The organism is Caproicibacterium argilliputei (assembly GCF_029211325.2).
Taxonomy (GTDB): Bacteria; Bacillota; Clostridia; order Oscillospirales; family Acutalibacteraceae; genus Caproicibacterium; species Caproicibacterium argilliputei.
In genome coordinates this window covers 952,787-969,663 of the sequence record NZ_CP135996.1, presented here as the reverse complement: position 1 = coordinate 969,663, position 16,877 = coordinate 952,787, and the positions used below count along the sequence as shown (strand labels likewise).

Sequence of the window (16,877 nt, the reverse complement as noted above, 5' to 3'; positions counted from 1 at the left end):
TTGCACCGACGGTACTTTCGCGCTCTTACTAGCTGAGAACGCTCCCCTCTGTCGAAAGCGTGACAACCTGCCACGGAATCACTTTTTCGCTGTTTTTCAAGGCAGTCCTCACAGCATACTCCAAACCGCCGCAGCATGGCACCTCCATGCGCACAACGGTAACGGAGCGAACTGCGTTCTGCTGCAAAATGGCAGTCAGCTTTTCGCTGTAATCGACCGCATCCAGCTTGGGGCAGCCAATCAACGTAATTCTGTCTTTCATAAATTGCTCATGAAAATTGCCGCAAGCATAAGCTGCACAATCCGCAGAAACCAGCAGATCCGCGCCGTCAAAATAGGGCGCGTGCACTGGCGCAAGCCGAATCTGCACCGGCCACTGCATCAGCCGGCTGGGAGCTTTGACCTGCGCCTGCCGCTGTGCCACAGCAGGCGCAGACGCTCTGTGAATCATCTGCGCGCGGGAGCCAGGGCAGCCGACAAAGGGTGCTGCAGCCGGTGGCTCGGACGCAAAATGTGCCTTCACCGCTGCCGCATTATAAGCAGCCGCCTCACGCTCCTCAAATGTAATGGCGCCAGCGGGGCACGCAGGCAAGCAATCTCCCAGCCCGTCACAGTAATCTTCCCGCAGCAAATGTGCCTTGCCATTTACCATGCCGATGGCTCCCTCATGGCACGCAGCCGCGCAAAGGCCACAGCCGTTACACTTCTCTTCATCAATCTGAATGATTTTTCTAAGCATTGCTGAATCCTCCATTTCTCTTGACTTTGCAACTTTATCTTACTATACTAAGCAAAAAAAGTACGTTGTATTTGCAACGTAAAGGAGTTTTTATGATACGAAACCCATTGGCGGGCTGTCCGCTGTTTTCCGGCATTGCGCCGCAGGAAGCGGCGTCGCTGCTGCACTGCCTTTCAGCCAGACAGCGGCAGTACGCGAAAGACACATTTCTTTTTCGTGCGGAAGAGCCGGCGCGGTCGGTCGGCGTTTTACTTTCGGGCAGCGTTCATATTATTCAGGAAGATTACTGGGGGAACCGAACGATTTTGGCACACGCCGGCCCGGGCGAACTGTTTGGGGAAGCATTCTCCTGCGCGCAAGTTTCACATCTGCCGGTCAGCGTGGTGGCTGCCGAAAATGCCGTGGTTTTGCTTTTGAACTGCCGCAAGCTGCTCACGGTCTGCCCCTCTGCCTGTACGTTTCACACGCGGGTACTAACCAATCTGCTGCAGATTCTGGCGCAGAAAAATATTTTACTAACACAGAAAATCGGGTACCTTTCCAAACGAACCACACGCGAAAAGGTCACCGCTTTTCTTTCCGCACAGGCACTGCAGTGCAAAAGCAGCCGAGTCACCATTCCTTTTAACCGGCAGGAACTGGCTGACTATCTCTGCGTAGAGCGCAGCGCGCTGTCGCGGGAACTGAGCGCCATGAAGAAAGACGGCTTGCTGGATTACCGCCGCAATCAATTTATTCTGCGTGGCCAGCCCTGACAAAAGCAGCCCCTCCGCGGTTGGCGGAAAGGCTGCTTTTAAACGGACTTCTTCGGCTACTTGAGGTTCTTTGTTTTTCCGGCATCCGCATCAATAAAGTAATTGTCCGGAAGTTTGTACTGCGCGAGAATCTTTTTGATGGTGCCGTCTGCTTTCAGGTCGTTGAGTGCCTTGTTAAAATCGGTCAGGAAGCTCTCGTCAGAGAAGCGCACGGCAGAACCAATCTGACCGCTGGCCTCCGGCTCATAGGGCGACAGCAATTTCAGGCTCAGCGCAGTGCTTTTGGAAATGGTGTAGCTTGCCACAATGCCGTCTGTCACCACCGCGTCCACTTTGCCCATATTGACAGCTGACATCAGGGTTGCCTGGTTGTCAAATGATACAAGATTCTTGATTTTTCCCGCTTTCAGCCAGCTCTGCGCCGTTTCGTAAAACGTGGTACCGGGCTGCGCGCCAACAGTTTTATCCTTTAAGTCCGCTTTGGACTGAATCGAAGAATTTTTCGGAATGACCACTGCTTCACCTTCCTGGTACCATTTGTCACTGAAAGCAGCTTGCCGCATACGGTCTTCTTTCACATACATGGCGTCTGTCACCATGTCGATATTGCCGTTGTTCAGTTCGACCAGCAGGTTTTCAAAGGCAACCACTTTCATCTTGATGTCGGGAATGCCCAGCTTTTTGCAGACGGCCCGCAGAATGTCGATATCCAAACCAGCCAGCTTGCCGGTGGAAGCATCCTGATACGCAAACGGCGCATCATTCGAGGAGCCAACTAAAATATATCCGCGCTGTTTGATCTTTGCCAAAAGGGAATCAGTGGAACCGCTCTGTGTGGAAGTGCCGGAAGCTTCTGCCGAGCCGGTACTGCCGGCGGAACCTGTACCTGAAGCGGTGCCGCAGGCTGCCGCGCCGGTGAGCAGCAGAACCGCCGCCAAACCCGCCGCAATTGTTTTTCTGAGTTTCATTGTTCATTCTCCTTTCGTCTTTCCGATTTGATTTCAGTGAACTTGTTTGAGCCTGCGCTCCAACAGTTTGCAAAGTTGGGACAGCGGAATGCTGATAATCAGGTAAACAAGTGCCAAAATAGTGTAAGATTCCACGGTCAAAAATGTTTGGGACGCAAAAGTCTTGGTGCGCAGCAACAGCTCCTGCACAGATATCATGGCGAGCAGAGAGGTATCCTTAATCATCATTACCAGGTAATTGCCAAACACCGGAACCGAATTGCGCAGTGCCGGTGGGATGATGAAGTGGAACAGTACCTGCTTTTCACTGAAGCCGAGCGCAAGCCCCGCCTCCCGCTGGCCCAGGTCAATGGACTGAATCGAAGCGCGGATTACTTCGGACATATAGCAGCCATAGTTAATGGCAAACCCAATGATGCCGCAGATATCCGCCGGAAACTGAACGTTGGCTGTCACACCGAACAGCGAGGCCAAACCGGAGCACAGCATCGGTATGACATAATAGATATAAAAGAACTGTACCAGCAACGGCGTGCCGCGAATGATTTCAATAAAAACGGCAATGATGCGCCGCGGCACCGCGTGCCGCGAAAGACTGCCAATCGCCAGCAGCAGGGCCAGCAGCAGAGCAAACAGAAAACCGACCAGCGTGATGTAAACCACCACTTGGATACCCTGCAGCAGATCCGGTCCCAGCTGCGAAAAAGCCTCTCCCCAATGAAACTGCATATGACCGCCCCCTTACTTCTGCAGCACGCGAGACAGGAACGTCCGCGTTCGTTCGTTTTTCGGATTTGAAAAGATTTCCTGCGGCGTATCCGCTTCCACCACATAGCCGCCGTCCATAAAGATGACACGATCTGCCACTTCGCGTGCAAACCCCATTTCGTGCGTAACCACCATCATGGTCATGCCCTCTTTGGCAAGCTGCTTCATAACCGCCAGCACATCGCCCACCAGCTCCGGGTCCAGTGCAGAGGTTGGTTCGTCAAACAGCAGCATTTCCGGCTGCATCGCAAGTGCGCGCGCAATCGCAACCCGCTGCTGCTGCCCACCGGAAAGCGCGTGCGGGTAAACCTCCGCTTTGCTTTCCAGCCCAACTTTTTTGAGCAGCTCCATGGCCTCTTCCCTAGCTTCTTTCGGGTCTGTTTTATTCAGCTTCACCGGTGCGTACATCACATTCTGCACCACTGTTTTGAGTGGAAACAGATTGAACTTTTGGAACACCATGCCCACGTGCTTGCGGTACTCCATAATTGCCTTGCCCAGCTGGGTAATGTCTTTGTCCTGATAAAGGATTTTCCCGCCGGACGGCTGTTCCAATAAATTGATGCAGCGCAGCATGGTGCTTTTGCCGGAACCGGACGGGCCGATGACTACCACAACCTCACCTTGCTCCACGGCGATGTTCACGTCGCGCAGAACCTCCAGGTCCCCGAAAGATTTGGAAAGGTTTTGAATGTCCAACATCCGCATTGTGCTCACCCTCCTGTTCAAATATCAAAAAGCGGGGCAAATTCCGGTTTGGAATTTGCCCCGTTGCAAATGGTTTTCCGCGGCGCCCTGCCGCTGAAACAAATTTATAAATGGAACCGCCTGCGAATCAGCTCTGTCAGGACATCACAGGTTTCTTCAATCCCCAGAAAGCTGGAGTCAATCATGATGTGCTTGGTGTCTTTGTCTGCCATGCTGTGGCCGGAGTAATGCTTATGGTAGGATTCCCTTGCTTTATCCACCTGCGCAATCATCCGTTTTGCCTCTGCAGGCTGCATATTCAGCCGCTCCACACAGTTGCGCAGGCGCGCGGCATACGGTGCATAAATAAAAATATTGAGCAGTTCTTTTTTATCACGCAGAATGTAATCCGCACACCGCCCCACAATGAGGCAGTTTTCTTTTTCCGCCAAATTCATGATAATCTTACTCTGCGCCAGAAAAATCTGATCCTGCATTTCCGTCGTACCCATACCAAGCGGATAGCCCATGTTGAAAAAGGCGGACTTCGCGTGCTCCTCCGCATCACTGATGGTAGAAACCGGCAGACTCATCTGCTTTGCGGTCATATCCACAATATCGCGGTCATAGTACTCAATCCCCAGGTTTTCACTGATTTGTTTTGCAATCGGACGTCCCAGACTGCCGAACTGTCGTGTAATGGTCACAACAAATTTTTCATTCATTTTGGCTGCCCCCTTTGTATGTGCTTTTTCTTGTACAAGTTTTTACTGAAAAATCAAATGCAGGCGGCAATCGCCTGTTCAAAGATTTGCAAACCTGCCTCCAGCTGCGCATCCGTAATGACCAGCGGCGCTAAGAAACGGATGACGTTACCGTACACGCCCGCGCTCTCTACCATTAGGCCGTGCTGCGCGGTTTCTGCCACCAGCTTGGAGACCAGCTCCGGATACGGCTCCTTGCTTTCCCGATTCTTAACGAATTCGATGCCGACCATGGCGCCCAACCCGCGCACATCCCCGATGACCGGATATTTCTGCTGCCAAGTGCGGTAACGCTCCATGACGGTTTTCCCGATGGCGAGTGCCCGCTCCGCCAGATGGTCGCGCTCCAGGATTTCCAGAACTTTCAGCCCCGCTGCGCAAGCCAGCGGGTTGCCACAGTAGGTGCCGCCGATGACGCCCGCGGGCACCGACTCCATAATTTCTTCCCGCGCCACAATCGCGCTCAGCGGCAGACCGGCGGCAATCGACTTTGCTGTTGCCAGAATATCTGGCTGCACGCCGCTTTCCTGCCAGTATTCGCTGGCAAACAGCCGTCCGGTACGGCAGAAGCCGCACTGCACTTCGTCTGCAATCAGCAGGATACCGTGCTGGTCGCACAGCTTGCGTACCGCTTTGACCCACTCCAGCGGCGCAGGGATGAAACCACCCTCGCCCTGCACTGGCTCCACCACAATAGCCGCAATGTACTGTGCCGGAGAACACTGGTCAAAAACTTCCTGCAGTTTCTGCAGATAGTACGCGATTGCTTTCTCTTCCGGCATTCCTTCGGGTCGGCGGTACAGATACGGAAATTCTGCCCGATAAACGCCATCCGGAAACGGCCCCATGCCGACTGCGTAAGACTTTTTCGAGGTCATCGCCATGGTCAGCAGCGTGCGCCCGTGAAAAGCCCCCGAAAACACAAGAATATTCGGTCGGCCGGTAAAGGCTTTGGCAATCTTCACGGCGTTTTCGTCCGCCTCCGCGCCGCTGTTTGCAAAGTACGCCTTTTTGTGTGCGCCCTTTACAGGCGCCAGTTCGCTGAGCTTTTCTGAAAGCGCCACATAACCGGGATGTGTGACCACATTGGCCATACCGTGAAAGTAGCGGTCTGCCTGCTCTTTGACCGCGGCGACAATTTCCGGCTGCGAATAGCCGACGTTGAGCACACCAACGCCGCCGATCCAGTCTACAAAGCGGTTTCCGTCCACATCCTCAACCATTGCACCCTCTCCGCGCTGAATCACAACCGGATACGGGCAGCGGATTGCGCTGGGTACGGTTTTCTTTCTCCGCTCCAGAATTTCCGCGGCTTTCGGGCCGGGCAAACTTGGAGTAACAATCTTCGGCAATGCATCACGCAGCATGGAAATCCCCTCCATCACTTTTGTATTTCTGTAGTTCCTGCTTTTTATTATAAACTTTCTGCAGATACATACAATGGAATACGCGCACAGAAATTGCGCTGCAATTTGTATTGCAAATACAAAAAAAATCTGTTATGCTGAAGAGAATCACAGGAAAGGAGCGTTTTTATGCAGACACAAATTGCAGAACTGTACCAACTGACCAAAGAGAAATACCAACTGCGGCTGCTGGGCGGCAAAAGCGGTCTTTGCAACACTGCGTCCTGGCTGTATCTGGCGGAGGATGCACAGAATTTTTCCTTTTTAAAGGGCGGCGAGCTGATCATCACAACCGGACTGTTCACCCAGAGTGGAACCACCCTGCAGGAGTTTCTGCGGCTGCTGGTACTGGAAAACTGCAGCGGCGCCATCCTCAACACCGGCAAATACCTGCAGGAAACCGACGTTGGGCCGGACATCCTTGCGTTTTGCGAGATGAACCGCTTTCCTCTGTTTGTCATGCCATGGGAAATGCATCTGGCAGACATCATGCAGGATCTCTGCCGGCTGTTTTTAAACGAAAACCGTCGGGAAGATCAGATTGACACAGCTTTTCAAGCCCTGCTGGATGGCGCCGCCACCCCGGAAAAGCCGCTGCGTCTGCTCAACCAAACCGGCTTCCCCACCGACTGCGCCTATCAGGTACTGGCTGTCAGCGGGCTGCCTGCGCCCATGCAGATTACCTCTGCGCTGAACGCTTACGGCTACTACTACCATCTGCTGCAAAAAGACAATCTGCACATACTCATTCTGCGCCTGCCGGTTCCCAAAACCTTTCTGCACGACTGCAGCGACACCATCTGCTACTGTGACAGCATCTCTCTGGGCATTGGCGTCACGGCGGAAAGCCTTGCAAATCTGGCGCTGTCTTACAAATGCGCGCGGTTTGCGCTTGCGGCAGCGCAGTTCTGGAAGCAGCCCCTGCTGCAATTTGCGCAGTTGGGGCCGCTCCGCCTGCTGTTTCATATAGATAACCCCGCCTTTTTGCAGACCTACGCACAGGAGCACCTGGGCGTGCTGGAGCAGTACGACCAGAAGCGAAACACCACCTACCTCGAAACACTGAAAGTGTACCTGCAGGCAGACTGCAGCCTGCTGCGCGCTTCCGCACAGCTGCATATGCACCGCAACACACTGGTTTACCGGATTCAAAAAATCAAAGAACTGCTGCACACGGATTTTTCGGACGCAACAGAAAAGCTGGAACTGCTGCTTTCCTTTTATATTCGGGAGTACCTTTCCATTTAACAGAAGCTGGCAAGGCACATTCCGGCTGCCCGCGCAGCGGCAACCGTTTCGTGCACCGTACGAAAGATACAAAAAGAAAGGCGGCGCCCACCCCAAAGGACGGTACCGCCGCTTTTTTTAGTTTCAGACGCTGCCTTACGGCCAGATTTGTGCCGCGACCTTTTTTACGAAACGCACTTTTTCCCACTGCTGCTCCTCGGTCATCAGATTGCCCTCTTCGGTGGAAGAAAAGCCGCACTGCGGGCTGAGGCAAAGCTGATCCAGCTTCACATACTGGGATGCTTCTTCCACACGCCGGCGCACATCCGCTTCCTTTTCCAGCTGCGGATACTTAGAAGTAATCAAGCCAAGCACGACTTTTTGATTTTGGATAAAGCGCAGCGGTTCAAAACTGCCTGCACGGTCGGAATCATATTCCAGGAAAAACCCATCGACATGGCAGCCGCCAAACAGAATCTCCGCAACCGGCTCATATCCGCCGGAAGAAAACCAGGTGGAGCGGAAATTGCCCCGGCAGATATGCATAGTAATGACCATGTCATCTGGTTTCGCTTCCAATATCTGATTGATGACCCGCACATACGCACGCGCAATTTCATCAAGGTTCAGTCCGCGCGCCGCATACGCTTTCCGTTTCTCCTGGTCACAAAATTCTCCCCATGACGTGTCATCCAGCTGCAGATACCGGCAGCCAGCGTCATAGAACGCGCGAACTGCTTTCTGATATGCAGTCGCGATGTCCTGAAACAGCGCCTGCTGGTCCTGATACAAGGAAATCGGCTGATAATGCTCCTCGCGCACACAGCAAATCAAGTGCAGCATGGAGGGCGACGGAATGGTCATCTTGCAGAGCGTTCCCTCTGCAATGCTCTGCAGAAAGCGGAAATGCTCCAAAAACGGATGGCTGCCAAAGTCAACCTTTCCGGTGATTTTCAGGGTTGCCGCTTTCGGTTGGCGGTCTTTAAAAGCAACGGACCAATGCTCCGCCTTGACCTCTTCCACGCCATCCAGTGCCGCAAGAAAATCCAAGTGCCAGTAGCGGCGGCGGAACTCTCCGTCTGTAACGGCCTGCAGACCCACTTCCTTTTCCTTTTGAACCAGATCGCGAATGGCCGCGTCCTCCGCCGCCCGCAGCTGCTGCAGGCTGATTTTGTTCTGCGCATAATCCGCGCGCGCTTGTTTTAACGACGCCGGACGCAAAAAGCTCCCGACAATATCCGCACGAAATGGTGCTGTATCTGTTTTTGCCATTTTCTTCTGTCCTTTCCGAATGCACAGGGCATTTTCAATTTACCTTTCTTATAAGTATACGGGGAAAACGCAGCCCTGTAAAATTCAGAATTCCTATAGTTTGTTATCACTTTATCCGATAACGCAGCAGTCGGCACTTACACAGCTATTTCTTTCAGGATTCTTAAAAAGGCAGATTCGCTGATTTTTCCCGGCACGCCGAACCGCCATGCACTGCTCCGCTGCTTGCGAAAAGATTTTTTTCATGCTGCATCCAACCGCATTTCCGTCTTGTGGTTGAATACGACTTTCAGCAGAACCGGTGTCAGAACAGTGGTGAGCAGCACCACTAAAATGGTGGGAATGAAGACCTCCTGCGTGATAATGTGATTCTGCAGCCCAATATTGGCCGTAATAATTGCCACCTCGCCACGCGAAATCATGCCGATACCGATTTGCACCGACTCACTGCGGCGCAAGTGAAAAAGCCGCGCCGCACCACTGCAGCCAATGACTTTTCCGATGACGGCAACAACAAACATTACAGCCGTAATGAGCACCACCTTGCTGTTGAAACCGGTGAAAGTTGCCTCCAGTCCCACGCTTGCGAAGAAAATGGGAGAAAGAAATCCGGAAGAAAGGACTTTCACATTCCGCTCCAGATATTCCTTATGCTTCAGCTGCGAAAACAACAGCCCGCAAAGGTATGCGCCGGTGATCGAGGCAATGCCAAGACTTTCGGCGGCAAAAGCAACCAGCAGAACAGCAGCAAGTGAAAACGTGAAAAATGCATACCCCGGCTGCGCGTCTTTGAGCAATCGATTGAGAAAGTTCGGCAAAAAAACAATTGCCAGAACCCCAGCCAAACAGAACAGAACAATTTTCAGTCCGGTAAAAATCAGCGAACTGCCGCTGCCGTTCTTGACGGAAAGCAAGACGGAAATGAGCACAAGTCCCAGAATATCATCAATCACCGCGGCGCCAAGGATATGGATGCCCGGTTTTGAGTTTAACTTGCCGAGCTCCGTCAGCGTTTCTACTGTAATGCTGACACTGGTAGCGGACAGAATGATGCCAAGGAAAATGTCTTCTGTGGTATCCTGAAAGAACAGATAAGCACTCAGCGCGCCCAAAACCAGCGGGATAAGGACACCGGACAGTGCAATAACAGCAGAGGACTTGCCGGCTTTTTTGAACTGTTCCCAGTTGGTTTCAAGCCCCGCAAGGAACATCAGCATGATAACGCCTAAGTCCGAAAGAAGCTTGATGCTGTCGTCATACTGCACCACATGAAGCAGCATAGGGCCAAGAACCACACCTGCCAGCAGCGCACCAAGCACTTCCGGCATTTTCAGCTTGCGGCTGATAAGCCCGCCGATTTTAGTGGCTGTTAAAAGCAATACAAGATCCAGTAACGTTTTCTCCATATTCACACATCCAATCCTTTTTTGATAGAAAAAAAGTGGGAAGCCCAAACAGGACTTCCCACCCAAGAAGCTGATTCTTGAAAGCGGCAACCAGCCGCCCAACCGTATACCATCATTTTGTTGTATGTAAATAGTATAGCAGATTTTACAGCGGCTCCGCAAGGGCAAAATCGCAGAGAATCAGACCCTCCACATTCCTTTTACCGGTACAATTGCTGTATTCATAAGAGCTCAATTCCCATAAAGGAAACATAAATCCGCAGTTTTTCACAAAATTCTGCTTGCAGCAGTTCCTTTTCCTTCCGAATTCCTTTACAATTTAAGTAACAATACAATATTGGTCCGTCCGGAGCCAATGGTCCAAATAACCACATAATCCCCTTTTTTGACCATACCCTGCTGAATAGATTTCCACAGGACAATGAACGGACTGGTTGTGCCGGTATAGCCGTACTCATCGCCGACATACAAACTTTGGCTTTCCTCCATCGAAAGCAGTGCGCGAAGTTTTTGCAGAAACAGATAAACCGACTGTGAGCAGCAGAACATTTTAACATCATCGACAGACAAATGGTTTTTCTGAAGCAGCTGCAGGATGTGTTCCGAAGCATCCTCAAGATTCACGGTGGCGTCCGGATTCCAGCGCAGGAGCAGTTCGCTTCGGTCCTCTACCTGAAACAGCTTGGAAAAACCGCAGCCCGGAAAAACAATGTCCGCGTGTTCATCCGAATTTACCCAAAGCTTTGAATCCTGCAGACCGCAGTCTTCTTCTGTTTTCTCCAGAATCAGTGCACAGGCGGCATCCCCGTAAATCCCGTAGCTGTACTCGCACTCCGGGTCAGCAATCATGCTGATGAGGTCGCAGCCCACAAGCATAACTTTGTTGACATTTTCGCTGACTGACATATACTTTGCCGCAGATTCCAGTGCAGTTGACAAACCGGTGCAATCCACGTTGATATCATAACAGATGCAGTCGGTTTTGCCACCCACCGCATAGTGAACCAGAACCGAACTCGGCGGCGCAACGTATTCGGGAAGCTGACTGGAAAAAAGGATCATATCCAACGCACTGCCGGTTATGCCGGTGTTCTTTAAAACTTTTTTTGCAGCAGCCGTTGCCAGCGTCAGACTGCTTTCCTTGGTCAGGTCAATGCGGTACCGCTTGTCCCGCCCGTAAACATCGCGAAAAAAATGCTCGACATCTTTCCCGCGTTCCTTAAAGTGTGCGATATATTTTTCGTTGTCCTCCACAAGATCTCCGTGTTGAACCTCGATTCCGCAAATTTTAAAATGAAAAATGGGATACACCTTCTTTGCAGATTTTAAAAAAGGATATTCTTTTCTTAATGCTATAAGAAAAGAATATCCTGTGCGCAAAAATCACAAGTCAGGCAATGGAAAAGTTGCTCAAACCTGCCGCTGCCGCAATTCTCTTAACCTGCATACTCAGAATGCTGTTGGATTTGTCCATGTGCATAATAATCTGCTTAAACCCGGTTTTTTGGTACAGAGCCAGACAGGATTTCAGGGATTCCTGCATATCCGAAGTCACAATGCTTAATTCTTTTGCGTCAATTTCCAATATTGTCTGTGCAGGAGCAATGGTGCTGATCGTCTGCTTATACTCCTGGAAAAACTTTGCCGCAGTTGCTTCATCCATATGACCAGACACACGGATGACCAAATGATTTGCCTTCTTTACAATACTGTACTTTTCCATTTTGCTATCTCCTTATAAAGTCGAATTTTGTAAGTAGGAAGATGCTTGCAGGCACTCTCTGCCCAACACCCTTGCCCGCTGCAAAGCGAAAAAAACAAATACGGAAAACTTGCGGTTTTCAGCGACGCATTTCTGGCAGCGGACGCAGCTGGATAAACACAGCATTTTCAAATCTGCATTTTGGCAACCCAGCCGTCGTTGCTGACCGCATTAGACCTGTGGCTTTGCGTCCCCACCTTTTGATGGGTTTGCTATTTTCATCTTTGTGAATCTTATTATAGCATTGATGACTCGTGAATTTCATCCACTTTTTATAATTTCAATGAATAAAATAAAATTTATAAACAATTATTTTAGATACTAGTCATAAAAATCACACAAAAACTGGGTCGTAGAGGAAAAACGCACAATCTTATCCCGCAATATGAGATTCTTTGTAAAATAAAGTTTTTTGCATTTTGTAAAAATCTGTGAGTCTATTTATTCACCTATGAAACTTCCGTCTTGCAGCAGGAGCATGAAAAGCTCTCCCATAGATTCCTCTCTAGCAAGAAAAGGCGACCGGGGATTTTCGAAGCAAGGAAGGACTTTCTGTACACCTTACAACATTTTGCAAAATACAAAAAAACCGGCTCAGGAAAAAATCCTGAGCCGGTTTTCCACGCTTACCAATCTATTCTCGGCGAAACCGCCGGGAAAGAAGTGGTATTGCATGATTTCTGCTGTGTTCGTCTTTGGGACATTTGGTGGTGGAGGAGGATGGATTCGAACCATCGAAGCCGAAGCAACAGATTTACAGTCTGCCCCATTTGACCACTCTGGAACTCCTCCAATTTGCAGCCCGCAGGCCGCTTTTATCAGCCAGATTGGAGCTGGCAGAGAGACTCGAACTCACGACCTGCTGATTACAAATCAGCTGCTCTACCAACTGAGCTATGCCAGCGTATCTCCGGCTGACAAGAATATATTATACAGGGCAATCTGCGTTTTGTCAAGGGTTTTCTACAATTTTTTTGCTTTCATTTTCCTGCCCAAAAAGTTGCATCGCTTTTTGTGCAATCCGCATTCCAAACGTGACGTACAGGGGTCTGCTCTGCTCCCTTGTATCACGCGTGCACACTGGGCCCAAATGAATGTACGGCTGCCCGAGTGCAGAACCGCCGGAATACACCAGCATCCCTTTCACCAGCATATGGCAGAGGAGCGTCTGCAAGGCAAGGTCTGCCCCGCCCTGCGCATAATCAGCCGTGGCAAACGCCGCGCCAACTTTCCCCGCGAGAACAATGCTGTGCGATTCGTCAAACCATTTCTTCATCTGCCAGCAGGTACTGGCATAATACGTCGGCGTTCCGAACACCACCGCACAGCTTTCCTGCAAATATGCCGGGTCTGCTTCTTCCAATGAAAAAATTTCCGCCTGCACACCGGGAACAGACCGCATTCCCTGCGCAACCGCCTCTGCCATCTGCTGGGTATAACCGGTTTTACTGAAATACAAGACCGCAGTTTTCATACAGCCAACCTCCTTACAGCATCGCGCAGTCCAGTGAGTCACTGCACAGGGAATTTAAGTCAAACGGGGTGGTCTGATAGACAAAGTAGTTGAGCCAGTTGGTATACAGCAGCTGACCAGTGGCACGCCAGTTGTTGACCGGCGCACGTGACGGGTCATTTCCCGGATAATAATGCTTCGGCATCAGAATTGGCAGACCCTTTTCCAAATCCCTGCGGTATTCGGTGCCCAAAGTATCCACATCATACTCGGAGTGTCCCATCACAAAATACTGCCGCCCCTCCTGATCCCCGACGATGTGCACACCGACCTCCGGAGAAACAGACATCAGCCGCAGCTGCGGCACTTTTTCGATATCTTCCACGCGCACCTCTGTCTGGCGCGAATGCGGCACCCAGTAGATATCGTCAAAACCACGGAACAGACGCGACTTTTTCGTCAGCGCGCGGTGCGGATACACGCCGAAAACTTTCTGCGGCAGGCGGTACTTGGGTATCCCGTAGTGATAGTACAGTCCCGCCTGCGCCGCCCAGCAGATATGGAAAGTTGAATGCACGTTGGTTTTCGTCCACTCGAAAATACGGCAAAGCTCCGGCCAGTAATCCACCTCTTCAAAGTCCAGCAGTTCCACCGGCGCACCGGTGATGATGCAGCCATCGTACACGCGGTCCTGAATTTCGTCAAAGGTTTCGTAAAAATGAAGCAAGTGGTCTTCCGGCGTATTCTTGGATTTGTGAGACACCATCTGCACCAAATCCACTTCAATCTGCAGCGGTGTATTGGCAAGGCAGCGCAAAATCTGCGTTTCGGTTGTGATTTTCGTTGGCATTAAATTCACCAGCGCGATGCGCAGCGGGCGAATGTCCTGGTGCAGAGCGCGCCGGTGCGTCATTACAAAGATATGTTCTTTCTCCAGCACAGCGCGTGCCGGCAGAGAATCCGGTATTTTAATCGGCAAAGAAACCGCCTCCTGACAAAATTTCCGGCAGGACAAAGCGTCAGCGCAGCTGCAGAAGCTTGCTTTTCAGGTCATTTTCCAGCTTGCCTAACTCACGTTCTGCCTGCGCACGCTTCTCGCGTCCTTCCTGCTGAATCTGCATCACTTCATCCAGTGTGGAAATCAACGTTTCATTGGTATGCTGCAGCGTTTCCAAATCCACAATGCCGCGCTCCGACTCACGCTGCGTGTCAATGGTCGCCATTTTCAGCGTATCCGCATTCTTGCGCAGCAGCGCATTGGTCATATCGGTCACCTCGCGCTGCGCTTTGGCAGCCTGCGCCGAGTGCTCCACACCGAGTGCCAGCACCATCTGGCTCTTCCAAAGCGGAATGGTATTGACAATGGTCGACTGAATCTTATCACTCATCAGCAGGTCATTGTTCTGCACCAGCCGCAGCTGCGGCGCCATCTGAATGGACACCATGCGCGTCAGCTCCAAGTCATGCAGCTTTTTTTCAAAACGGTCGCACATACTGGAAAGGTCATTGGCCGCCTGCGCGTCTTCCGGCAAAGCAGACTGCTGTGCTTTTTGTTTCAGTGCCGGAAGTTCCTCTGCACGCACCAACTCCAGCTTCTGCTTGCCTGCCAGCAGGTACATGGAAAGTTCCTTAAAATAGGTCTTGTTTACCTCATACATTTTATCCAGAGTGGAAATATCCTTCAGCAGCTGCACCTGATGGGCTTCCAACGCTTCGCAGATTTTATCTACATTTGCTTCTGCGGTCGCGTAGCGGGCTTTCATCGCGGTCAGCTTATTAGCGGAACGTTTAAAGCGCGCAAAAAAGCCTTTATCCTCCTCACCGACATCAAAACTTTTCAGTTCTGTAACAACGTCGGTAAGCATTTTCCCAACTTCACCGAGGTCTTTGGTGCGCACATTTTCCAGAGCACTTTCCGAAAAATCAGCCATTTTTTTCTGTGCACCGGCACCGTACTGCAAAACCTGTGCGCTGTTGGTCAGATCGATTTTCGCGGCAAAGTCGCTCACCATTTTCTGCTCCGCAGGCGTCAGCTTCGGTTCCTGCGCAGGGCTGACCGCCGGTTTCGGCTGTGCGAACTGCACATCGGGCGCCGCTGGCGCGGGCACCGGATTTAGAGTCAGCTCCAGTTCGGGCATTTCTTTTTCCTTCATAAGGAGTCCTCCTTCTTTATAATCCCATTAAAATCTGCGGCCTGCGCTCACTCTGCTTCGCGGTCTTCCGGCTGCTGAAAGTCACTGCCGGTCAGTCCCTCCTGCTTGAGCATTGCTTCCAGAGTCGAAATATCGGTGGAAATATCAAAGGCATCATCCGCAAACAAGCTGTCCAGCAAATTGGCAAAGGCCGTATTGATGGTATCCAGCGCGTGGGCAATCTCGCTTTTGGCTTTCCGAATATTTTCGCCCTGCACAGACTGCTTGTCAAACTCCCGGTAGGATTTGACAAGTTTTAAAGTAGTCGGCAAGTAGTAGCGCATAAACTTGCGGATTTCCGGCAGCTTCTGCGGATGCTGCTCTACGCAGTGAAAAATTCGGCCGGTGATATTCTCCAGCTGATACAGTTGGTTAGAAACTGCCTCGTCTGGAATCTCATCGTTGGCGGCGCGAATTTCCAGCAGATAATCATTGCCCTCCCGGCGGACTGTCTCCAATTCGGCGTTCTTCGGGTCGGCTTCTTTCTGCTGCTGTGCGGCGCGGGCTTTCTGCTCTTTGCGTTTGCGCGCTTTTTCCGCGTCCAGATATTCCATGTAAGTTTCATCGTCAATGATAAAGCAGGAACTGTCCGGAGTAATATGTCCGCTGGGATACAGCCCCGCCGCAATCATTTTTTTGAGGTCTTTCACAGTGCGCTCCGGTGTTTCCCCGGCGGTGGCGGCAAGCTCCGCAACCTGACCGAACGCTGCGCCGCCCAACGCCGCCTGATACCGTGCAAAGCGGCGGGCGCGGTGACGCAGACGGCCACCGTACCCCGCACAGCCAAAGGATACCGCTGTCAGTGGCAGCAGTACCGAAGCCGTAACCAGTGCGGCAGACGCGGTCATCTGGCTGGCAGCAAAAACACCCAGCACCGCAATGTCCGCAATCAAAAGCGGCACACCAATGATGGTTCCTAAAATGGAACAGAACATACCGGACAAACTGCCGGGCACACCACGAACAGACGCCCGTTGGTGCCGCCGGTGCCTGCGCGGTTCAGGGGCTGCTTGGTTTGGCCCATAATAAACCGGCGGTTCCTGCCCCTGCGGCGGTGTTTGTGCGGTGTAGCCGTAATCGCCGCCTTCGGGCTGCCCGTTCGGTGCGTAAGGATGGGGCGCGCGGCGATGGTCCGGGTTGCTCTGAAACGTTTCATTGACTTCATCCGCCACATCCCGCACCGTGTCCCCCACCACGCGGCCGATATCTTCAAAATTGCCGGAACGCATGGCGTCCCGCAACGCTCTGCTCACTCTTCTGCCAAAATGAGAATAATCCGATTTCCCCATGATATCCTCCAAAGGGTTCTTACTGAATTTCCTGCAGATATTTTTTTCATTATACCGCAAACCTATCAAAATAACAACTTCCGCCTTTTCTCTATTTTATATGAAATTTTTAAAAAACGCCGCGGCGCATTTCTCTTCACAAACCGGTCACTTAAGCTTTACTGAATCTTCGGATGGTATTAAAACTTC

16 protein-coding genes, 2 tRNA genes, 1 riboswitch and 1 other annotated feature are annotated in these 16,877 nt (G+C 51.5%); of the genes, 2 read left to right on the top strand and 16 right to left on the bottom strand.

Translation table 11 applies throughout. The features are described 5' to 3' along the window. Positions 1-28: 28 nt before the first annotated feature. On the bottom strand, positions 29-739 hold the full coding sequence (locus PXC00_RS04590) for an ATP-binding protein (RefSeq protein ID WP_275844381.1): 711 nt from the start codon (positions 737-739) through the stop codon (positions 29-31). 92 nt (positions 740-831) lie between these two features. Between PXC00_RS04590 and PXC00_RS04585 the strand changes: the two genes are divergently transcribed. Beyond that, entirely contained in the window at positions 832-1,494 is a 663-nt protein-coding gene (locus tag PXC00_RS04585) for a Crp/Fnr family transcriptional regulator (protein ID WP_275844380.1), read from the top strand. 56 nt (positions 1,495-1,550) lie between these two features. Here the strand turns inward: PXC00_RS04585 and PXC00_RS04580 are convergent, their stop codons facing one another. The 5 genes from PXC00_RS04580 to PXC00_RS04560 all read right to left on the bottom strand — a co-directional run bounded on the left by PXC00_RS04580 (position 1,551) and on the right by PXC00_RS04560 (position 6,048). Next, positions 1,551-2,462, bottom strand: a complete 912-nt coding sequence (locus PXC00_RS04580; RefSeq protein WP_275844379.1) for a substrate-binding periplasmic protein — start codon at positions 2,460-2,462, stop codon at positions 1,551-1,553. Positions 2,463-2,495: 33 nt separating this feature from the next. Then, a complete protein-coding gene (locus PXC00_RS04575) occupies positions 2,496-3,191 on the bottom strand; it encodes an amino acid ABC transporter permease (RefSeq protein WP_275844378.1) in 696 nt (231 codons plus the stop codon). A gap of 12 nt (positions 3,192-3,203) precedes the next feature. Next, complete coding sequence (locus tag PXC00_RS04570) at positions 3,204-3,932, bottom strand: amino acid ABC transporter ATP-binding protein (protein ID WP_275844472.1); 729 nt, start codon at positions 3,930-3,932, stop codon at positions 3,204-3,206. A gap of 110 nt (positions 3,933-4,042) precedes the next feature. Next, positions 4,043-4,642, bottom strand: coding sequence for a cytidylate kinase-like family protein (locus PXC00_RS04565; RefSeq protein ID WP_275844377.1), 600 nt, complete (start codon positions 4,640-4,642; stop codon positions 4,043-4,045). A 53-nt stretch (positions 4,643-4,695) separates the two neighbouring features. Continuing rightward, a complete protein-coding gene (locus PXC00_RS04560; RefSeq protein WP_275844376.1) occupies positions 4,696-6,048 on the bottom strand; it encodes an aspartate aminotransferase family protein in 1,353 nt (450 codons plus the stop codon). Positions 6,049-6,216: 168 nt separating this feature from the next. On the opposite strand from PXC00_RS04560, the gene PXC00_RS04555 reads away from it, so the two are divergent. Then, positions 6,217-7,335, top strand: coding sequence for a PucR family transcriptional regulator (locus PXC00_RS04555; protein ID WP_275844375.1), 1,119 nt, complete (start codon positions 6,217-6,219; stop codon positions 7,333-7,335). A gap of 135 nt (positions 7,336-7,470) precedes the next feature. On the opposite strand, the gene PXC00_RS04550 is transcribed toward PXC00_RS04555, so the two are convergent. The 10 genes from PXC00_RS04550 to PXC00_RS04505 form a co-directional block, all read right to left on the bottom strand. Further along, the gene (locus tag PXC00_RS04550) at positions 7,471-8,586 is read right to left on the bottom strand and encodes a 5-methyltetrahydropteroyltriglutamate--homocysteine S-methyltransferase (RefSeq protein WP_275844374.1); all 1,116 of its coding nucleotides are present in this window, start codon (positions 8,584-8,586) and stop codon (positions 7,471-7,473) included. 242 nt (positions 8,587-8,828) lie between these two features. Continuing rightward, complete coding sequence (locus tag PXC00_RS04545) at positions 8,829-9,992, bottom strand: cation:proton antiporter (RefSeq protein WP_275844373.1); 1,164 nt, start codon at positions 9,990-9,992, stop codon at positions 8,829-8,831. A gap of 52 nt (positions 9,993-10,044) precedes the next feature. Next, positions 10,045-10,096, bottom strand: a sequence feature (sodium ion sensor (DUF1646 type); this cis-regulatory element may regulate processes involved in with the transportation of sodium ions). Positions 10,097-10,304: 208 nt separating this feature from the next. Then, a complete protein-coding gene (locus PXC00_RS04540) occupies positions 10,305-11,246 on the bottom strand; it encodes a 3-oxoacyl-[acyl-carrier-protein] synthase III C-terminal domain-containing protein (RefSeq protein WP_275844372.1) in 942 nt (313 codons plus the stop codon). A 136-nt stretch (positions 11,247-11,382) separates the two neighbouring features. After that, positions 11,383-11,715 (bottom strand): hypothetical protein, encoded by a 333-nt coding sequence (locus PXC00_RS04535; protein WP_275844371.1) that lies wholly within the window; start codon positions 11,713-11,715, stop codon positions 11,383-11,385. 179 nt (positions 11,716-11,894) lie between these two features. After that, positions 11,895-11,978: riboswitch (cyclic di-GMP riboswitch) on the bottom strand. Between the two features lie 484 nt (positions 11,979-12,462). Next, positions 12,463-12,546 (bottom strand) — tRNA-Tyr (locus tag PXC00_RS04530). A 36-nt stretch (positions 12,547-12,582) separates the two neighbouring features. Beyond that, positions 12,583-12,658 (bottom strand) — tRNA-Thr (locus PXC00_RS04525). Between the two features lie 48 nt (positions 12,659-12,706). Beyond that, positions 12,707-13,228 carry a flavodoxin family protein gene (locus PXC00_RS04520; RefSeq protein WP_275844370.1) on the bottom strand — a complete coding sequence of 174 codons (522 nt, stop codon included), beginning with the start codon at positions 13,226-13,228 and terminating at the stop codon, positions 12,707-12,709. A gap of 13 nt (positions 13,229-13,241) precedes the next feature. After that, positions 13,242-14,186, bottom strand: a complete 945-nt coding sequence (metA, locus tag PXC00_RS04515; RefSeq protein ID WP_275844369.1) for a homoserine O-acetyltransferase MetA — start codon at positions 14,184-14,186, stop codon at positions 13,242-13,244. A 40-nt stretch (positions 14,187-14,226) separates the two neighbouring features. After that, complete coding sequence (locus tag PXC00_RS04510; RefSeq protein WP_275844368.1) at positions 14,227-15,360, bottom strand: toxic anion resistance protein; 1,134 nt, start codon at positions 15,358-15,360, stop codon at positions 14,227-14,229. A 47-nt stretch (positions 15,361-15,407) separates the two neighbouring features. After that, complete coding sequence (locus PXC00_RS04505) at positions 15,408-16,688, bottom strand: 5-bromo-4-chloroindolyl phosphate hydrolysis family protein (protein WP_316935110.1); 1,281 nt, start codon at positions 16,686-16,688, stop codon at positions 15,408-15,410. Between the last annotated feature and the right edge of the window lie 189 nt (positions 16,689-16,877).